This is a genomic window from Mesorhizobium montanum, assembly GCF_033977145.1.
In the GTDB taxonomy this organism is placed as follows: domain Bacteria; phylum Pseudomonadota; class Alphaproteobacteria; order Rhizobiales; family Rhizobiaceae; genus Mesorhizobium; species Mesorhizobium montanum.
Genome location: NZ_JAVIJF010000008.1, coordinates 248,607 through 264,777, shown reverse-complemented (window position 1 = coordinate 264,777; position 16,171 = coordinate 248,607). Strand labels below are relative to the sequence as shown.

Sequence of the window (16,171 nt, the reverse complement as noted above, 5' to 3'; positions counted from 1 at the left end):
GGGATAGGTCGCAGCTTCACGCGACAGGACCCTGTCTGTCGCCTTTGACGACATCCCAGAGGCTGGCGCCACCATACCCACAAAGGGGGAGATGTCCGGCAGGACAGAGGGGGGCGCTGTCCCGCCGGCCTTCAACAATTGAGAGGCGGTGCAGCGCCCTCCGTGAAATTCCATTCCTCTACTCGCCGCCGGATTGGCACGATCTATCTTCTTTCAAGCAGCGAAGGGCTGGAAAAGACGGTACGCTGATCGCCTGTTAGAGCAATTCCAGGAAAAGTGTGTAACGGTTTTCCGTCCGGAATTGCGTAAAAACAAAGAGATAGAGCGTTTCACCGTTTCCGTGAAACGCTCTTAGGGTGGTCGGCCATGGTTCGTGGAGCAACTGACATGAGCGTACACGCAAAAGCAGCGCCGGAGGGCGCAGAGGGCGCCTTGTCCCGGCTGCGCCCGCCTTACGCCTCGGTGCTCGATCTGATCGGCCAGACGCCGATCGTCGAGCTGACCAAATTCGACACCGGCAAATGCCGGCTGTTCATCAAGCTCGAAAGCCAGAACCCCGGCGGCTCGATCAAGGACCGCATCGCGCTGTCGATGATCGCGGCGGCCGAGAAATCGGGCGCGCTGAAGCGCGGCGGCACCATCGTCGAGGCCACCGCCGGCAACACCGGTCTCGGCCTCGCCCAGGTCGGCATCCCGAAAGGCTACCGCATCATCCTCGTCGTGCCCGACAAGATGTCGCGCGAAAAAATCCAGCATCTGCGCGCCTTGGGCGCCGAGGTGCGCATGACCCGCTCCGACGTCGGCAAGGGCCATCCCGAATATTACCAGGACATGGCCGAGAAGATCGCCGCCGAGCTGCCCGGCACCTTCTATGCCAACCAGTTCGCCAATCCCGCCAACCCGCTGGCGCATGAGACGACGACCGGCCCGGAAATCTTTTCCCAGCTTGATGGTGATGTCGACGCGGTGGTGGTCGGCGTCGGCTCCGGCGGCACGCTGACCGGTCTCGGCCGCTATTTCGCGAAGCATTCGCCCAAGACCGAGATGGTGCTCGCCGATCCGGTCGGCTCGGTGCTGGCGCCGCTGATCAAGACCGGCAAGATGCAAGAGGCCGGCAGCTGGACCGTCGAAGGCATCGGCGAGGATTTCGTGCCGCCCAATGCCGACCTCTCGCTGGTCAGGAAGGCCTATTCCATTCCAGACAAACAGAGCATGCTGGCGGTGCGCGATCTCCTGTCGCGCGAAGGCATCCTCGCCGGCTCGTCCTCCGGCACGCTGCTGTCGGCAGCACTCCGCTATTGCCGCGAGCAGACGACGCCAAAACGCGTCGTCACCTTCGTCTGCGACAGCGGCAACAAGTATCTGTCGAAGGTCTTCGACGACATCTGGCTGGCCGAGCAGGGGCTTGACGACCACGAACAGCATGGCGATTTGCGCGACCTGGTGATGCGCTCGCCCCGCACCGGCGACATCGTCTATATCGGCCCGGACGAAAGCCTGCTCAACGCCTATGGCCGCATGCGCCGCTCCGACGTCTCGCAATTGCCGGTGCTGGACGAGGGCAGGCTGGTCGGCATCGTCGACGAGAGCGATATCCTGGCCAAGGTCGACGGACCCTATGACGGCCGCTGGGACCGCTTCAACGGTCCGGTGCGCTCGGCCATGACCTCGAACCTGCACACGCTGCAGGCCAGCCAGACGCTCGATGCACTGCTGCCTGTCTTCGACCGCAACGAGGTCGCCATCGTCTTCGATGGCGACGAATTCATCGGCCTGATAACCCGTATCGACCTGATCAACCATCTGAGGCGCCGCGCAAAATGACGTCCACCGGCAAGAACCGCCTGGCCTTTTCCACCCGCACCATCCATGGTGGCCAGAACCATGACCCGCTGACCGGCGCGGTGATGGTGCCGATCTACGCCACATCCACCTACGGCCAGCAGTCGCCCGGCGTGCACAAGGGCTTTGAGTACGCCCGCAGCCAGAACCCGACGCGTTTCGCCTTCGAGCGTGCCGTGGCCGACCTCGAAAGCGGAAGTGCCGCCTTCGCCTTCGCCTCCGGCCTGGCGGCGATCGGCACGGTGCTCGAGCTGTTCGATGCCGGCGCCCATATCGTCGCCACCGACGACATCTATGGCGGCTCCTTTCGGCTGATGGAGCGCGTGCGCAAGCGCTCCGCCGGCCTGCAGGTCAGCTTCGCGGACTTCACCGACCTTGCCGCGGTCGAGGCCGCCATCCGTCCGGACACGAAACTGCTCTGGGTCGAGACGCCGACCAACCCGCTGCTGCGCGTCGTCGACCTCGAAGGCATCGCGGCGCTGGCCAGGCGCAAGGGGCTGATCACCGTCGCCGACAACACCTTCTGCAGCCCCTACATCCAGCGGCCGCTGGAACTCGGCATCGACATCGTCGTTCACTCGACGACGAAGTACCTGAACGGCCATTCCGATATGGTCGGCGGCGTCGCGGTGGTCGGCGACAACAACGATCTCGCCGCTCAGTTGAAATTCCTGCAGAACGCCATCGGTGCCATCTCCGGCCCGTTCGACAGTTTTCTGGCGCTGCGCGGCATCAAGACCCTGGCGCTCAGAATGGAGCGCCACTCGGCCAACGGCCTCAAGATCGCGCAATGGCTGGAGGCGCGAAAAGATGTGCGCCGGGTCATCTATCCCGGCCTCGCCAGCCACCCGCAGCACGCCATCGCCGTCCAGCAGATGCACGCCTTCGGCGGCATGATCTCGGTCGACCTCGACCGCGACCTCGCCGGCACGAAGCGCTTCCTCGAACGTACGCAACTGTTCACCCTGGCCGAAAGCCTCGGCGGCGTCGAAAGCCTGATCGAGCATCCGGCTTTGATGACGCACGGCTCGATCCCGGCGGAGAAGCGCGGCGCCATCGGTATTTCGGATTCGCTGGTGCGGCTGTCCTGCGGCATCGAGGACGGCGATGATTTGATTGCGGATCTGGAACAGGCGCTGGCGACCTGACCCCCTTGGGTGGATCAGAAATCTCGGTCCTTCTGGCGATCCTTCGCGTCCCCCTCTGTCCTGCCGGACATCTCCCCCACGAGGGGGGAGATTGGCAGTTCCGGCGCCTTGCTCGTTCTGCAACGTTGGCGATTGGCGAAAGCCGGCGCGACATCTGATCTCCCCCCTTGAGGGGGAGATGGCCGGCAGGCCAGAGGGGGCGCTGTCCCGCCGGCATCTCCACATGCGCGCACTTGCAGACCGCAGCTTACACTCTACAGTGTCCCCCGGCTTGCGATCTCCGGAGGCGCCATGCGCGTGATCGTGTTGGGGGGCGGCGTTGTCGGCGTCACCACCGCCTATCAGCTGCAGAAGGACGGGCACGAGGTGATCATCCTCGAGCGGCAGCAACAGGTCGCCGCCGAGACCAGCTGGGGCAATGCCGGCATGATCGCGCCGGGGCATTCCTTCGTCTGGTCGTCGCCCAAGGCGCCGATGATCCTGTTGAAATCGCTGGTGCTGAAGGACCAGGCGCTGCGCTTCAGGCTATCGGCCGATCCCAGGCTCTACAGCTGGTCGTGGCTGTTCCTGATGGAATGCACGGCCGACAAGGCCCGGCGCAACACGCTGCTCAAGCATCGCCTTGCCGTCTATTCGCAATCCGTCCTGCAGGAGGTCGTTGCCGACGAGCGAATAGAGTACGACCGCAACGACCGCGGCATCCTCTATTTCTATCGCAGCCAGCAGGCCCTCGACAAAGGCGTCGAGCACATGCGGCTGCTCGAATCCGATGGCCAGCTGATCAAGGTGCTCGACCGCGACGCCATCGTCGCGCTCGATCCGTCGCTGACCTCCGCGAGGGAAAAAATCGCCGGCGGCATCCATTGCCCGACCGACGAGACCGGCGATCCGGCGAAGTTCACCCGGGCGCTTGCGGCAAAGGTGGTCGAGCGCGGCGGCGAGATCCGCACCGGCACCACCATCACCGGCATCGAGACTTCCGGCGACGGCGTCGCCCAGGTGACGACCGACAAGGGCAGCGTCAAGGGCGACGCCTATGTGCTGGCGCTTGGCTCATACAGCCCGCTGATCGCGAGGACGGTCGGCATCAGCCTGCCGATCTACCCGATCAAGGGCTATTCGCTGACCATTCCCATCGGCAACAGGCCGCGCCCGCCGACCATCGCCGCGATCGACGAGCACAATCTGGTCGCCGTGTCGCGCTTCGGCGACCGGTTGCGCGTCACCGCGACGGCGGAGTTCGCCGGCTACGACACCAGCCACAAACCGGCCGACTTCGCCTTCATGAAGGGCGTGACCCAGGAGCTCTATCCCGAAGGCGCCGACTACGACCGCGCCGAAATGTGGGCCGGCTTGCGGCCGATGACGCCCAACAACCTGCCCGCGTTCGGGCAGCGGCGCTTGCGCAACCTCTATCTCAACACCGGGCACGGCCATATCGGCTGGACCATGTCGCATGGCTCGGCCCGCATCACCGCCGACCTGATCGCCGGCCGCAAGCCAGCTATTTCCATGGACGGTCTTTTGAACTGAGAGCAGGATCCTGTTGAGCGGGCCGGTTCCCCGCTCCGATACGAAAGGCAATGCCATGTCCGCCAATCTCGCCGCCGCGCCGCTTCCCGCTTCCGGACCAGTCGATCCCAAGCCAGTCGATCTGGGCGTGCTGCCATCTGAGATTGACGGCGGCCTCGCCTCGCGCGCGGCGATCGGGCTGGCGATCCTCGCCACCGACCAGACGCTGGAGCATGAATTCCGCGCGCTGGTGCGCATTCCGGGCGTCGCCTTCTACGAGGCGCGGCTGTTCAACGACAACGACATCACGACCGATACGCTGCGCGCCATCGGCCCGCGCATCGCGCCCACCGTCGATCTCATCCTGCCCAGCATCCCGCTCGACGTCGTCGGCTTCGGCTGCACCTCGGCGACCATGACGCTCGGCGAGGATGCCGTGTTCGCCGAGATCAGGAAGGCGCGCCCGGGCGTCGCCTGCACCACCCCGGTCACCGGCGCTTTAGCCGCCTTCAAGGCGCTCGGCGCCAAGGGCATCGGGCTGCTGACGCCCTACGCGCCCGAGATCAACCAGGGCCTGGTCCGCTACTTCACCGGACGCGGCCTCGACATCGCGGCCGTCGCCACCTTCGACCGGCGCGACGACCGCGAGGCCGCGCGCATCTCGCTGGATTCGATCGAGGCGGCAGCCGAGACGATGGCGGCCGTGCCCGGGGTGGAGGCGATCTTCATCTCCTGCACCAGCCTGCGCGTCGCCGAGGCCGTGGCGGACCTGGAGCGGCGCATCGGCATTCCCGTCACCTCCTCCAATCACGCCATGGCCTGGCACTGCCTGCGTCTCGCCGGCATCGACGACGTCGTGCCGGCCGGCGGCCGGCTGTTTGCACTGCCGGCCAGCTGATCGGTGGAGGCGGACTTTCAGGCGATAGGAAGCGCATCACGCGATTAAAGCCGATCATCCACCCGTTAACGGAATCGGAAGGAGATGTTTAACGCTTCGCCTCTATGTCCCGCCCCTGGGAGGCACCACAGAGCGAGCATGATGAACGACGAAAAGCGAAACGAATGGCGCGCCATCTTCTACGTGCAGACGCGCGTCGCCATCCTGTTTGTTCCGGTTGTCGTCAGCCTGCTGATCATCGACGCGCTTGCCGGCAACGACCGTAATCCCAATGCCGTCGACCGCACCGTCACGGGCTCGGTGCGTTAAAGGCCTGCCACGGCGATCGAAAGTCGGCTGGAGCGTTTCACCGTTTTCACAGAAACGGCGAACCGCTCTATCTCTTTGTTTTGACGCAATTCCGGGCGGAAGGCTACGGCGAAGTCGCCGAGCCTAAACCGCTCACACTTTTCCTGGAATTGCTCTGGCGGACTTTCCCCTCAAACAAATTTCGGGATCGGCCCGTTCTGCGGCGTCGTGTCGTCGCCCAGGTCGATGAACACCTCGTCGACATAGCACCAGGCCCAACCCTCCGGCGGGTCGTAGCCTTCGATGATTGGATGCTGCGTGGCGTGAAAATGCTTGGTGGCGTGGCGATTGGGCGAGTCGTCGCAGCAGCCGACATGGCCGCAGCTGCGGCAGAGCCTGAGATGCACCCACCAGGATCCGCTCTTCAAGCATTCCTCGCAGCCGAGCGCGCTTGGCGTCACGTCCTTGATGCCCTCCGTATGCCTGCATTCATCCATCACGATCTCCCGGTGCTGCTCTCGGCGGTGTGTCCGCCATCCTGCGCAAGATAGGCATGCAGCGCCGCCACCACCTGAGCGCCTTCGCCGACGGCGGCCGCGACCCGCTTGGTCGAGCCGCAGCGCACGTCGCCGATGGCGAACACGCCGCCGCGGCTGGTTTCCATCAGCCCTCGTTCCGGCGCGGCATCCGGCCCGGTGCGCACGAAACCCTTCGCGTCGAGCGCGACGTTGCAATTGGCCAGCCAGTCGGTGTTCGGATCGGCGCCGATGAACAGGAAGAGGTGGCGGATGGCGCGCGTCGTCTCCTCGCCGGTTGCCAGGTTGCGCCAGCGCACCTGTTCGAGATTGCCTTTGTGGCCTTCCAGCGCCTCGATCTCTGTTCCGGTCAACGCTTCGATGTTCGGCTGCGCCGCGATGCGCTCGACGAGATAGCGCGACATGGTGGCGTCGAGACCGCGGCGCGCCAGCAGCGTCACCTTGCGCACCTGGCTGGCCAGATAGACGGCCGCCTGCCCGGCCGAATTGCCGGCGCCGACCAGCGCCACTTCCTGGTCGCTGCAAAGCCGCGCCTCGATCGGCGAGGCCCAGTAATGCACCGACGTTCCCTCGAACTGCGCCAGGTTGGCGATATCGAGGCGGCGGTAGCGCGCGCCGCTGGCGATCACCACCGCGCGTGAGCGCACCGTTTCGCCATCGCCGATGGCAAGCTGGTAATGCGCACCGTCGCCGGCGGCGCCGAGCAGCTTCGCCTCGTCGGGGATGACCATCTCGACGCCGAATTTCTGCGCCTGGTTGTAGGCGCGTGCCATCAGCGCCATGCCGGTGATGCCGGTCGGGAAGCCGAGATAGTTTTCGATGCGCGCCGAGGCGCCCGCCTGTCCGCCGAAGGCGCGGCAGTCGAGCACGATCGTCGACAGCCCTTCCGAGGCGGCATAGACCGCGGCTGCCAGCCCCGCCGGCCCGGCGCCGACAATCGCCACGTCGTAGACCTTGTCGGCATCGACCGGCCGCAGCAGTCCGGTGCAGCGGGCGAGCTCGGTTTCGCCCGGATTGTGCATCAGCTTGCCGTTCGGGCAGAGCACGATCGGCAGGTGGTGCGGGTCGACATGGAAACGCTCGATCAGCGTCTTGGCGCAAGGGTCGGTGTCCGAATCGAGCGCCCGGTGCGGCAGGCCGCTGCGCCGCAGGAAGCCCTGCAGCCGCAGCACGTCGCCATTGCCGGGAGGGCCTATTATGACCGGTCCACTAACGCCGCTTTCGAGCAGGCCGACGCGGCGCAGGATCAGCGCCCGCATGACCCGCTCGCCGAGGTTCGCCTCCTGCACCATCAGGTCACGCAGCCGCTGCGAGGGAATGACGATCGCCTCGACCGGCTCGACGGCCTCGGCATTGACCAGCGACGGCCGGTTCGAAAGCTGCGCCAGCTCGCCAACGAAACTGCCGGCGCCGTAGGTGATGATCGCTTCGCGCCGGCCGAGCCCGCCGGCCTGGGTGATGTCGACCTTGCCCGACAGGATGAGGATCAGCCCGGGCGAAACCGTGCCGGCCGTCACGATGCGATCGCCGGCGGCATAGGCTCTGCGTACGCCGAAGCGGCGCATGCGCTCGATATCCGCATCGGTCAGGATCGGGAACATCTGGTCGCGTCGGGTGGCGATGGTCGGGCTGACGGAAGGGGCCATGGCGGGACCGTAGCGTCCGGGGCGGCGGGTTTGAAGCGGTTTGTTGGGGGACTGGCCGGAAGGGGAGGTTCGCAAAGGCGCCCATCCGTTCGTCACCCTCGGGCGGAGCAAGGGGCGTAGCGACGCGGCGCAGACCCGAGGATCCATGCCGCGACCTCAGCCGTATAGTGCAACGAAGCGAATTCTGGATCGCCGCGACGCTTCGACGTCACGGAATGGATCCCAGGGTCTCCGCGACGGAGCTTCGCTCCTGCTTCGCCCTGGGATGACGAAGCTCAGAGGCTACGGCTAATTGCGAACGTCGTAAATCTGGGAAGTGCTATCCCGTTGGCAGTCGGGATGAATAGGCCGCCCCTTCGCTCTCAAAACTTCGGATGGCCTGCCATCCGAAGCTCGAAGAGCGAAGGATGGTGCCCAGAAGAGGACTCGAACCTCCACTCCTTGCGGAACACGGACCTGAACCGTGCGCGTCTACCAATTCCGCCATCTGGGCTGGTGCGGGCTCATGTAAGCGGGCAAACGATATGTGTCAACGCGGTTTTTTGAGCCGGCACCGCGGCCAGCCCCGTTTACAGCGGGGCATACACATACCGGAGGCTTTTGCCCTGCGAATACCCCCACCCTTAATCCCTCCCCACAAGGGGGGGAAACTCCGCTGGCGCTGATCTCGGCAAATTATTGAGGTCTCGACCATGACCATCAAGAAGGATAGGGCGCGGCAGCGTTCCCTCCCCCTTGTGGGGAGGGTTAGGGTGGGGGTCCTTCTTCGCAAGAATCCGGGGGCGGCGCTGGCTTCGACATTGGCGACCGAAGCGCCCCCTCAGCCCTCCAGCACGTCCTTCGACGCCACGGTGGAATCGGCGTTGAGCTTGTAGATGACCGGCACGCCGGTGCCGAGCTCGAGCTTGACGATCTCCTCGCCGCTCTTGCCGTCCAGCGCCATGATCAGCGCGCGCAGCGAATTGCCGTGCGCGGCGACAAGCACGGTTTGCCCGCGCAGCACATGCGGCTGCACGTCGTGCAGGTAGTAAGGCCATACGCGCGCGCCGGTGTCCTTCAGGCTTTCGCCGCCGGGCGGCGCGATGTCGTAGGAACGGCGCCAGATATGCACCTGCTCCTCGCCCCATTTCTTGCGCGCGTCGTCCTTGTTGAGGCCGGAAAGGTCGCCATAATCGCGCTCGTTGAGCGCCTGGTCGCGGATCGTCTCCAGATCGCTCTGGCCGACGACATCGAGAATGTGCTGGCAGGTCTTCTGGGCCCTGATCAGCGCCGAGGTGTAGGCGATATCGAATTTCATGCCGCGCGCCTTGAGCTTCTGGCCGGCGGTAAGCGCCTCGGCGGTGCCCTGCTCGGTCAGGTCGACGTCGCGCCAGCCGGTGAACAGGTTCTTGAGGTTCCATTCGCTCTGGCCGTGGCGCACGAGCACGAGAGTTCCCGACATGTCTGCTCCTCTGGGAATTGCGTAAGACAAAACGACAGGGACCGCCTCAGCTCAGGCCGAGCACGTCCCGCATGGAATAAAGCCCGGGCTTTTTCGCGCGGGCCCAAAGCGCGGCTTTTACAGCGCCGCGCGCGAAGATCGCCCGGTCCTCGGCATGGTGGGACAGCGTGATGCGCTCGCCGGTGCCGGCAAGGATCACGCTGTGGTCGCCGACGACGGAGCCGCCGCGCAGGGCGGCGAAGCCGATCGAGCCGGCCTTGCGCACCCCGGTATGGCCGTCGCGCACCCGCACGCTGTTGTCCTTGAGGTCGATGCCGCGTCCTTTCGCCGCCGCTTCGCCGAGAAGCAGCGCCGTGCCGGACGGCGCGTCGACCTTGTGCCGGTGATGCATCTCCAGGATCTCGATGTCGAAATCGTCGGCATCGAGCGCCTTCGCGGCCTGCTCGACCAGCACCGCCAGCAGATTGACGCCGAGGCTCATATTGCCGGATTTGACGATCGTGGCATGGCGCGCGGCGGCGGCGATCCTGGCATTGTCGTCGGCCGAGCAGCCGGTAGTGCCGATGACATGGACGATGCGCGCCTGCGCGGCATAGCCGGCGAATTCGACGCTTGCCGCGGGTGCGGTGAAATCGAGCACGCCGTCGGCCTTGGCGAAGGCCGGCAGCGGATCGTCGACGATCGGCACATTGATGATGCCGATCCCGGCGAGCTCGCCTGCATCCTTGCCGAGATGGGCCGAGTCCGGCCGCTCGACCGCGGCGGCGACGCGCGCGCCGGGCATGGTGTGGATGGCGCGGATCAGCGTCTGGCCCATGCGGCCGGCGGCGCCCACCACCACAAGGCCCATATCGCCGGATTCACTCATGCGCTTCTCCTGACGGTCTTCTTGGCGCGGCCGCGCGGCGCCGGAGTTTGGGCCGAAGTTTGGCTTGCCTTGACGTCGTCGACAAGCCCCAGCCCCTTCTTGCCCTGTATCCGGTGGAAGCGGGCATAGATGCTGTGCGGGTCGGCCATCAGCGTCGCATGCGTGCCGTCCTCGACCAGCCGTCCTTCTTCCAGCACGATGATGCGGTCGGCATTGACCACGGTCGACAGCCGGTGCGCGATCACGATGGTGGTGCGGCCTTCCATGACATGGGTGAGCGCTTCCTGCACGCGCGCTTCCGCTTCATTGTCGAGTGCCGAGGTCGCCTCGTCGAGCAGCAGGATCGGCGCCTGGCGCACGATGGCGCGCGCGATCGAGACGCGCTGGCGCTGGCCACCCGACAGCGTCGAGCCGCCTTCGCCGACCGGCGTGTCGTAACCTTGCGGCTGCTGGCGGATGAACTCGTCGGCGGCGGCCTGGCGAGCCGCCTGCTCGATCTCCGCGTCGGTGGCCGAGAGCCGGCCGTAGCGGATGTTGTCGCGGATCGAGCCCTCGAACAGATAGGGCGCCTGCGAGACATACGCGATCGATTGGCGGAGCGACCGCTTGGTCACCTTCGAGATGTCCTGGCCATCGACTTCGATCGAGCCCTTGTCGACATCGTAGAAGCGCTGCAGCAGCGCCACCATCGTCGACTTGCCGGCGCCCGAAGCGCCGACGATCGCCGTTACCTTGCCGGCGGCGGCGGTAAAGCTCAGGTCCCGCAGCACCGGCATGTCGGCGCTGTAGCCGAACGTCACATTGTCGAACCGCACCGCGCCGGTGGCGACCCTGGCTTCGACGGCGTCGGGAGCATCGCTCTGTTTCGGCTCGAGGTCGAGCAGCTCGTAGATCATGCGCGCATTGACCAGCGCGCGTTCCATCGTCACCTGCATGCGCGCCAGCCGCCGTGCCGGATCGTAGGCGAGGATCAGCGCGGTGATGAAGGAAAACACCGCGCCCGGCGGCTGGCCCAGCACGAGCGCCCGGTAGCCGGAATAAGCGATGACAGCGGTGACCGCGAGGCCGGCCAGCATGTCGGAAATCGGCGACAGCCGCTCCGAAACGCGGGCGATCTTGTTGCTGCGCTGCTCGGCGGTGTCGGCCATGATGCCGATGCGGCGCGCCAGCTCGTCCTCCATGGTGAAGGCCTTGACGATGGCGATGCCTTGCGTGGCCTCCTGCACGGACCCGCTCAGCCGGGAGTTGATCAGCACGGATTCCCGGTTGATCTTGCGCACCCGGCGGGTGATGTAGATGACGGCCCAGATCAGCGGCGGCCCGATCAGCAGCGAACTGAGCGACAAAACCGGATCCTGATAGACCATGAGGGCGACGAGGCCGATCAGGGTCACCGCGTCGCGGGTGATCGAAATCAGTGTCAGCGACAAGAGATCGCGGATGCCGCCGACATTCTCGTCCATCTGCGCCGCCAGGCGGCCGGAACGCGTGTCGTTGAAGAAATCGACGCCGAGCTTCATCAGATGTTCGAAGATGCGCTTCTGGTAGCGGGCCACCAGATTGTTGCCGATCGTGGCCAAGGCTATCGCCTGGCCGTAGCCGGCGAAGCCACGCACGAGAAACGCGCCCATGAAGCCGGCGCAGATCCAGTAGATTGCGTCGCCGCGCCGTTCGTAGAAGATCTCGTTGACCATCGGCGCCATGACCCAGGCCGAGAAGGCGGTCGCGCCCGAAACCAAGAGCGAGCAGACGATGACGACCGCATAGGACCAGCGATGGTCGTAGCCGTTTTCAGCGACGATACGGCGCAGCACCGCCGTGACCTCGGCCGGCCGGGCTTTTGGCTTGTTTGGATTTTGAAGTGTCAAATCGGAAGCGCTTCGTGGGTTCTCGTAAACGTCAGGGTGCTTTTCCGCACCCTCTTAGCGCCCCGGCTGCGGCTTGCCTATGGCGAAACTTCGTCGCGGATGACTCACAGCTCGGGGTTTCTGCCCAAAAGCGCACAGGTTGGAGATTAGCTGGAAACGCCCGTCGCTTCGTCATCCACGGGCGGAGCAAGGAGCGTAGCGACGCGGCGCAGACCCGAGGATCCATGCCGGGGGGCACGAGCGCGGCTGCGGCGCGGAATTCTGCTCCGCTGCAGCCCTCGATCAAGGTCACGGCATGGATTCCAGGGTCTGCGCGACGAAGCTTCGCTCCTGCTTCGCCCTGGAATGACGAAGCACGTCGACGGACCAAACCGCAGATGTTGGCCCCGCCCAGGTCGCCTCCTGGCCTTAGGCCCGCCAGTGCCGCCCCGCCGTCTGCACGCCGAACAGCGACGGCGTCCTGGCATAGGCGGCAAGCCCAAGCAGCGCCGCCAGCGGATGGGTGATGACATAGACCGGCATTTCGCGCATTAGCGCGCTGTGCGGCGCCTTGTCCTCGAAGGCGGCGCGGAAATTGCCGGCCTTCAGCGCCGGCACGATCTTTTGCGCGATGCCGCCGGTCAGGAAGACGCCGCCGCGGCTCATGAACACCAGCGCCAGGTCGCCGGCGGTGCGGCCGAGACAGGTGACGAACAGCGCCAGCGCCTCTTGTGCCACCGCGTCGGATTTGGAGAGCGCTGCCGCCGTGACCTCGGCCGGCGTGGTGAAGGGCGCCGGCCTGGCGTCGGTCTTGGCCACGGCGCGATAGACGTTGACCAGCCCGCGTCCGCACAGGATCTGCTCGCCCGAGATGCGGCCTTCGAGCTTGTCGATATGCGGAAACACTTCGAAGTCGCGCGGCGTGCGCGGGCCGATATCCATATGCCCGCCCTCGCCCGGCACCGGGATCCAGTGGTTGAGCGCGTAGATCAGCCCGGCGACGCCGAGCCCGGTTCCGGGACCGAGCACGACGCGGCCCGCATTGGGCTCTGGCGTGCCGCCGCCGATCTTTTCCATATGCTCTTCGCCGAGCGCCACCACAGCCAGCGCCTGCGCCTCGAAATCGTTGAGCACCACGACTTCGCTCAGGCCCAGATTGGCAAACATCTGCTTCGGCCTCACCACCCAGGGGCAATTGGTCAGCGGGATCTCGTCGCCATCGACCGGTCCGGCGATCGCCAGCACCGCCGAATTCGGCTGGATCGACGAACGATCGAGCACCGCCGCCTGGATCGCCTCGTCGATGGTCTTGAAATTGGCCGTCTGGACGATTTGCGGTTCCGTCGCTTCCGAATTGGCGTCGAGCACGATCGAGAAGCGCGCATTGGTGCCGCCAATGTCGCCGATCAGGACCGGAAACCGCAGCCCCTTCTCGTCTTCGCCTGCCATGCTCTTGATCGTCCTCGTTGCGGCGCAGCGGCGCCGTTTCAATCGATTGACTAGCGCATGACCCCGCAAAGGGGAAGCCCGCTTGCGCCTTAGAGCAATTCCAGGAAGTGTGGGCGGTCAGGCTCGGCGCCTTCGCCGTAACCTTCCGTCTGGAATTGCATCAAAGCAAAGAGATAGGGCGTTTCGCCGTTTCCGTGAACGGTGAAACGCACTAGTTTCCCGACACAAGGTTGCCGTTTGTCTTGGTACAAGATTTTCCGTTCATTTCCGTGAAATCAGCGCAAACGCCGGGATTTGATCGAGGCCGCCCCAACCTCGTCATTCTATGGCGGAGCAAGGAGCGAGGCGACGCGGCGCAGACCATAGAATCCATGCCGTGACTTGGAAGCGCCGCCACGGTGCAGAATTCTGCTCCGTTGCACGCCTTGGCGAAGGTAACGGCATGGATTCTAGGGTCTACGCGGTGCGCTTCGCTTCCCGCTCCGCCCTAGAATGACGATCGCGATGGGCGTTTCGGCCAATCTCCAACGCATGCCGCCTGCCAACGCAAACAGAGCCGACCGGTCAAAATCCCTGTGCAGCGCCACTAGTTTCCCGGCCTCCGCTTTGGCAGCGGGATACCGATCTTGGGTGTCGGCGCGAACGCGCTCGCCGCCGCCGGCAGCGCCGCGTCGCCGCTGGAAATCGTTTGCGCCGGCTCGGTTGGCTGCGGTTCGGCGACCGCGGCAGCGCCGCCGCCAGGATAGGTCACCGCCTCCAGCGAGGGCGCGTCCGGCGCGTCGAGCACCGCCTGGCATTCCTTCGGCAGGTTGGCCATCGTCATCAGGTCGCGCGCCTTGGGCGCATCGGGGTTTTTGTTCGGCCGCCATGGCTCCTCGGTGAACCACCAGGCAAGCGGCTTGCCGCAGCCGTCGTCGTCCGGCGTCGCCTCTTGGCGCTTGCAGAAGGGCGAGCCGGGCTGGCAGCCGATGCGCATATGGAAGTGATAGTCATGGCCCCAGAACGGCCGGACCTTGCGCAGCCAGGAGCGATCGCCGGTGACGGTGTCGCAAAGCTTCTTCTTGATGCCGGGATTGACCAGGATGCGCTCGACCTCCGGATAGCTCGCCGCGCGTTTCAGCAGCCGCGTATGTGCCGGTGTCCACAGCGCGTCCTTCGCCAGATGCGTCTTTTCGTCGACCATCAGCGTCGCGCTCATGGTCTCGCGCTGCGCCGTGGTCAGCGGCTGCTTCGGCATCGGCGTCAGCCAGATGTCGGCGTCCAGCCCGATCTGGTGCGAGGCATGGCCGGTCATCATCGGCCCGCCGCGCGGCTGCGCGATATCGCCGATCAAAAGGCCCGGCCAGCCGTCGGCGACCGCGTCGCGCGACAGTTTTTCGATCAGCGCGATCATCGCCGGATGTCCCCAGCGGCGATTGCGCGAGGGGCGCATCACTTCCCAGGTCGGGCCGTCCATCGGCAGCGCCACGCCGCCGGTGAAGCAGCCCTTGGAGTAGAAGCCGAAGGATTGCGCGGGTGCCAAGGCCGGCAGCTTTCGCGCGCCGAACAGGTCCTTCGCGCGGGGCTCGGCCGAAATCGCGCCGGCCGCCAATGCGGCCAGGGTCACCAGCGCCAGCGCGGCGGTCAGGAACGGTTTGCGGTCAGGCAGGGATCGCAAATTCATCAGGCTGGGTCCCCTCTCCAGTCGTCCGTCGGCGTTGGGACGCGAATCATACCATGTCGCGCGCCGCGCTTCGATCACGCGCCTCTCATCGGGCTGCGCGGCTCTCCGTCCCGCCAGTTGCCGTCGGCCCACATCCGCTCCAGCGCCACCCGGTAATCCGGAAACTGGAAGCGATAGCCGGCCGCCTTGATCGCCGCATTGGCGACGCGCTTGTTCTCGCCATAGAAAGAACGCGCCATGGGCGAAAGTTGGGCGGTCTCGAAAGGAATTTCCGGAGGCGGCTCGACGCCCATCAGCCCGGCGGCATAAGTGACGACATCCTGCGGCGGCGCCGGCTCGTCGTCGGTGACATTGAAGATGCCGCCCAGGTTTTTGTCGGCCAGAAGCCAGAGCGCGCCGGCGATGTCGTCGCAATGGATGCGATTGAACACCTGGCCAGGCTTGACCAGCCGCCGCGCCGTTCCGTCCTCGATATTGGCCAGCGCATTGCGGCCGGGGCCATAGATCCCGGAGAGACGCAGAATCGCCACCGGTTTTCCGATCTCCTGGCCAAGCTTCAGCCATTCCTGTTCGGCCGCCACCCGCATCACCGAGCGCTTCGACACCGGCCGGCACGCGCTGGTCTCGTCCACCCAGGCGCCGCCATGGTCGCCATAGACGCCGACGGTGGAGAGATAGCCGATCCATTCCAGCGCCGGCATGTTTGCCTTGAGCGCATCGCCGGCGACGTTGAGCACCGGATCGCCGGCCTCGTCGGGCGCGACCGAGATGATGAGATGCGTCGTCTTTTCAAGCGCACCGCTCAGGTCCGGCGACAGCGAGCCGTCGAATTGCAGGGGCTCGATGCCGGCTTGGCGCAATGCTTCGAATTTTTCAGCCGCGCGTGTTGTGCCGAAGATCGCCGTCGCCCCGGCCTCAGGGCTATCGCAAATGAGTTTCTTGCGAAGGGGGACCCCCACCCTACCCCTCCCCACAAGGGGGAGGGAACGCTGCCGCGCGGCCTTTCCGATCCGATTCGGTAGCTCTGCCAAGG

At 65.6% G+C, this 16,171-nt stretch carries 13 protein-coding genes and 1 tRNA gene; 5 read left to right on the top strand and 9 right to left on the bottom strand.

Annotation, left to right across the window (positions count from 1 at the left end; translation table 11 throughout):
• Window positions 1-387 precede the first annotated feature (387 nt).
• The 5 genes from RFM68_RS13700 (at window position 388) to RFM68_RS13680 (ending at window position 5,709) form a co-directional block, all read left to right on the top strand.
• Complete coding sequence (locus RFM68_RS13700; protein ID WP_320233504.1) at window positions 388-1,824, top strand: pyridoxal-phosphate dependent enzyme; 1,437 nt, start codon at window positions 388-390, stop codon at window positions 1,822-1,824.
• On the top strand, window positions 1,821-2,990 hold the full coding sequence (locus RFM68_RS13695; protein ID WP_320233503.1) for a trans-sulfuration enzyme family protein: 1,170 nt from the start codon (window positions 1,821-1,823) through the stop codon (window positions 2,988-2,990). Before RFM68_RS13700 ends, RFM68_RS13695 begins: the two co-directional genes overlap by 4 nt.
• Window positions 2,991-3,281: 291 nt before the next feature.
• Entirely contained in the window at window positions 3,282-4,523 is a 1,242-nt protein-coding gene (locus RFM68_RS13690; protein ID WP_320233502.1) for a D-amino acid dehydrogenase, read from the top strand.
• A gap of 55 nt (window positions 4,524-4,578) precedes the next feature.
• Window positions 4,579-5,400 (top strand): maleate cis-trans isomerase family protein, encoded by an 822-nt coding sequence (locus RFM68_RS13685; RefSeq protein ID WP_320233501.1) that lies wholly within the window; start codon window positions 4,579-4,581, stop codon window positions 5,398-5,400.
• Between the two features lie 138 nt (window positions 5,401-5,538).
• Complete coding sequence (locus RFM68_RS13680) at window positions 5,539-5,709, top strand: hypothetical protein (protein WP_320233500.1); 171 nt, start codon at window positions 5,539-5,541, stop codon at window positions 5,707-5,709.
• A gap of 170 nt (window positions 5,710-5,879) precedes the next feature.
• On the opposite strand, the gene RFM68_RS13675 is transcribed toward RFM68_RS13680, so the two are convergent.
• The 9 genes from RFM68_RS13675 to RFM68_RS13635 form a co-directional block, all read right to left on the bottom strand.
• Complete coding sequence (locus RFM68_RS13675; protein ID WP_320233499.1) at window positions 5,880-6,185, bottom strand: UBP-type zinc finger domain-containing protein; 306 nt, start codon at window positions 6,183-6,185, stop codon at window positions 5,880-5,882.
• Window positions 6,185-7,870 (bottom strand): FAD-dependent oxidoreductase, encoded by a 1,686-nt coding sequence (locus RFM68_RS13670; RefSeq protein ID WP_320233498.1) that lies wholly within the window; start codon window positions 7,868-7,870, stop codon window positions 6,185-6,187. The genes RFM68_RS13675 and RFM68_RS13670 overlap by 1 nt, the downstream gene beginning before the upstream one ends.
• A gap of 408 nt (window positions 7,871-8,278) precedes the next feature.
• Window positions 8,279-8,363: transfer RNA gene (locus tag RFM68_RS13665), tRNA-Leu, on the bottom strand.
• Between the two features lie 327 nt (window positions 8,364-8,690).
• Window positions 8,691-9,311: a 2,3-bisphosphoglycerate-dependent phosphoglycerate mutase gene (locus RFM68_RS13660; RefSeq protein WP_320233497.1), complete on the bottom strand. Its 621-nt coding sequence runs from the start codon at window positions 9,309-9,311 to the stop codon at window positions 8,691-8,693.
• Between the two features lie 46 nt (window positions 9,312-9,357).
• Complete coding sequence (gene dapB / locus RFM68_RS13655; RefSeq protein ID WP_320233496.1) at window positions 9,358-10,179, bottom strand: 4-hydroxy-tetrahydrodipicolinate reductase; 822 nt, start codon at window positions 10,177-10,179, stop codon at window positions 9,358-9,360.
• Complete coding sequence (locus RFM68_RS13650; protein ID WP_320233495.1) at window positions 10,176-12,047, bottom strand: ABC transporter ATP-binding protein; 1,872 nt, start codon at window positions 12,045-12,047, stop codon at window positions 10,176-10,178. The genes dapB and RFM68_RS13650 overlap by 4 nt, the downstream gene beginning before the upstream one ends.
• Window positions 12,048-12,455: 408 nt before the next feature.
• Window positions 12,456-13,475, bottom strand: coding sequence for a glucokinase (locus RFM68_RS13645; protein WP_320233494.1), 1,020 nt, complete (start codon window positions 13,473-13,475; stop codon window positions 12,456-12,458).
• Between the two features lie 586 nt (window positions 13,476-14,061).
• Entirely contained in the window at window positions 14,062-15,138 is a 1,077-nt protein-coding gene (gene mepA / locus RFM68_RS13640) for a penicillin-insensitive murein endopeptidase (protein WP_320233493.1), read from the bottom strand.
• A gap of 74 nt (window positions 15,139-15,212) precedes the next feature.
• Window positions 15,213-16,097, bottom strand: a complete 885-nt coding sequence (locus RFM68_RS13635; protein ID WP_320233492.1) for an SDR family oxidoreductase — start codon at window positions 16,095-16,097, stop codon at window positions 15,213-15,215.
• Window positions 16,098-16,171 lie beyond the last annotated feature (74 nt).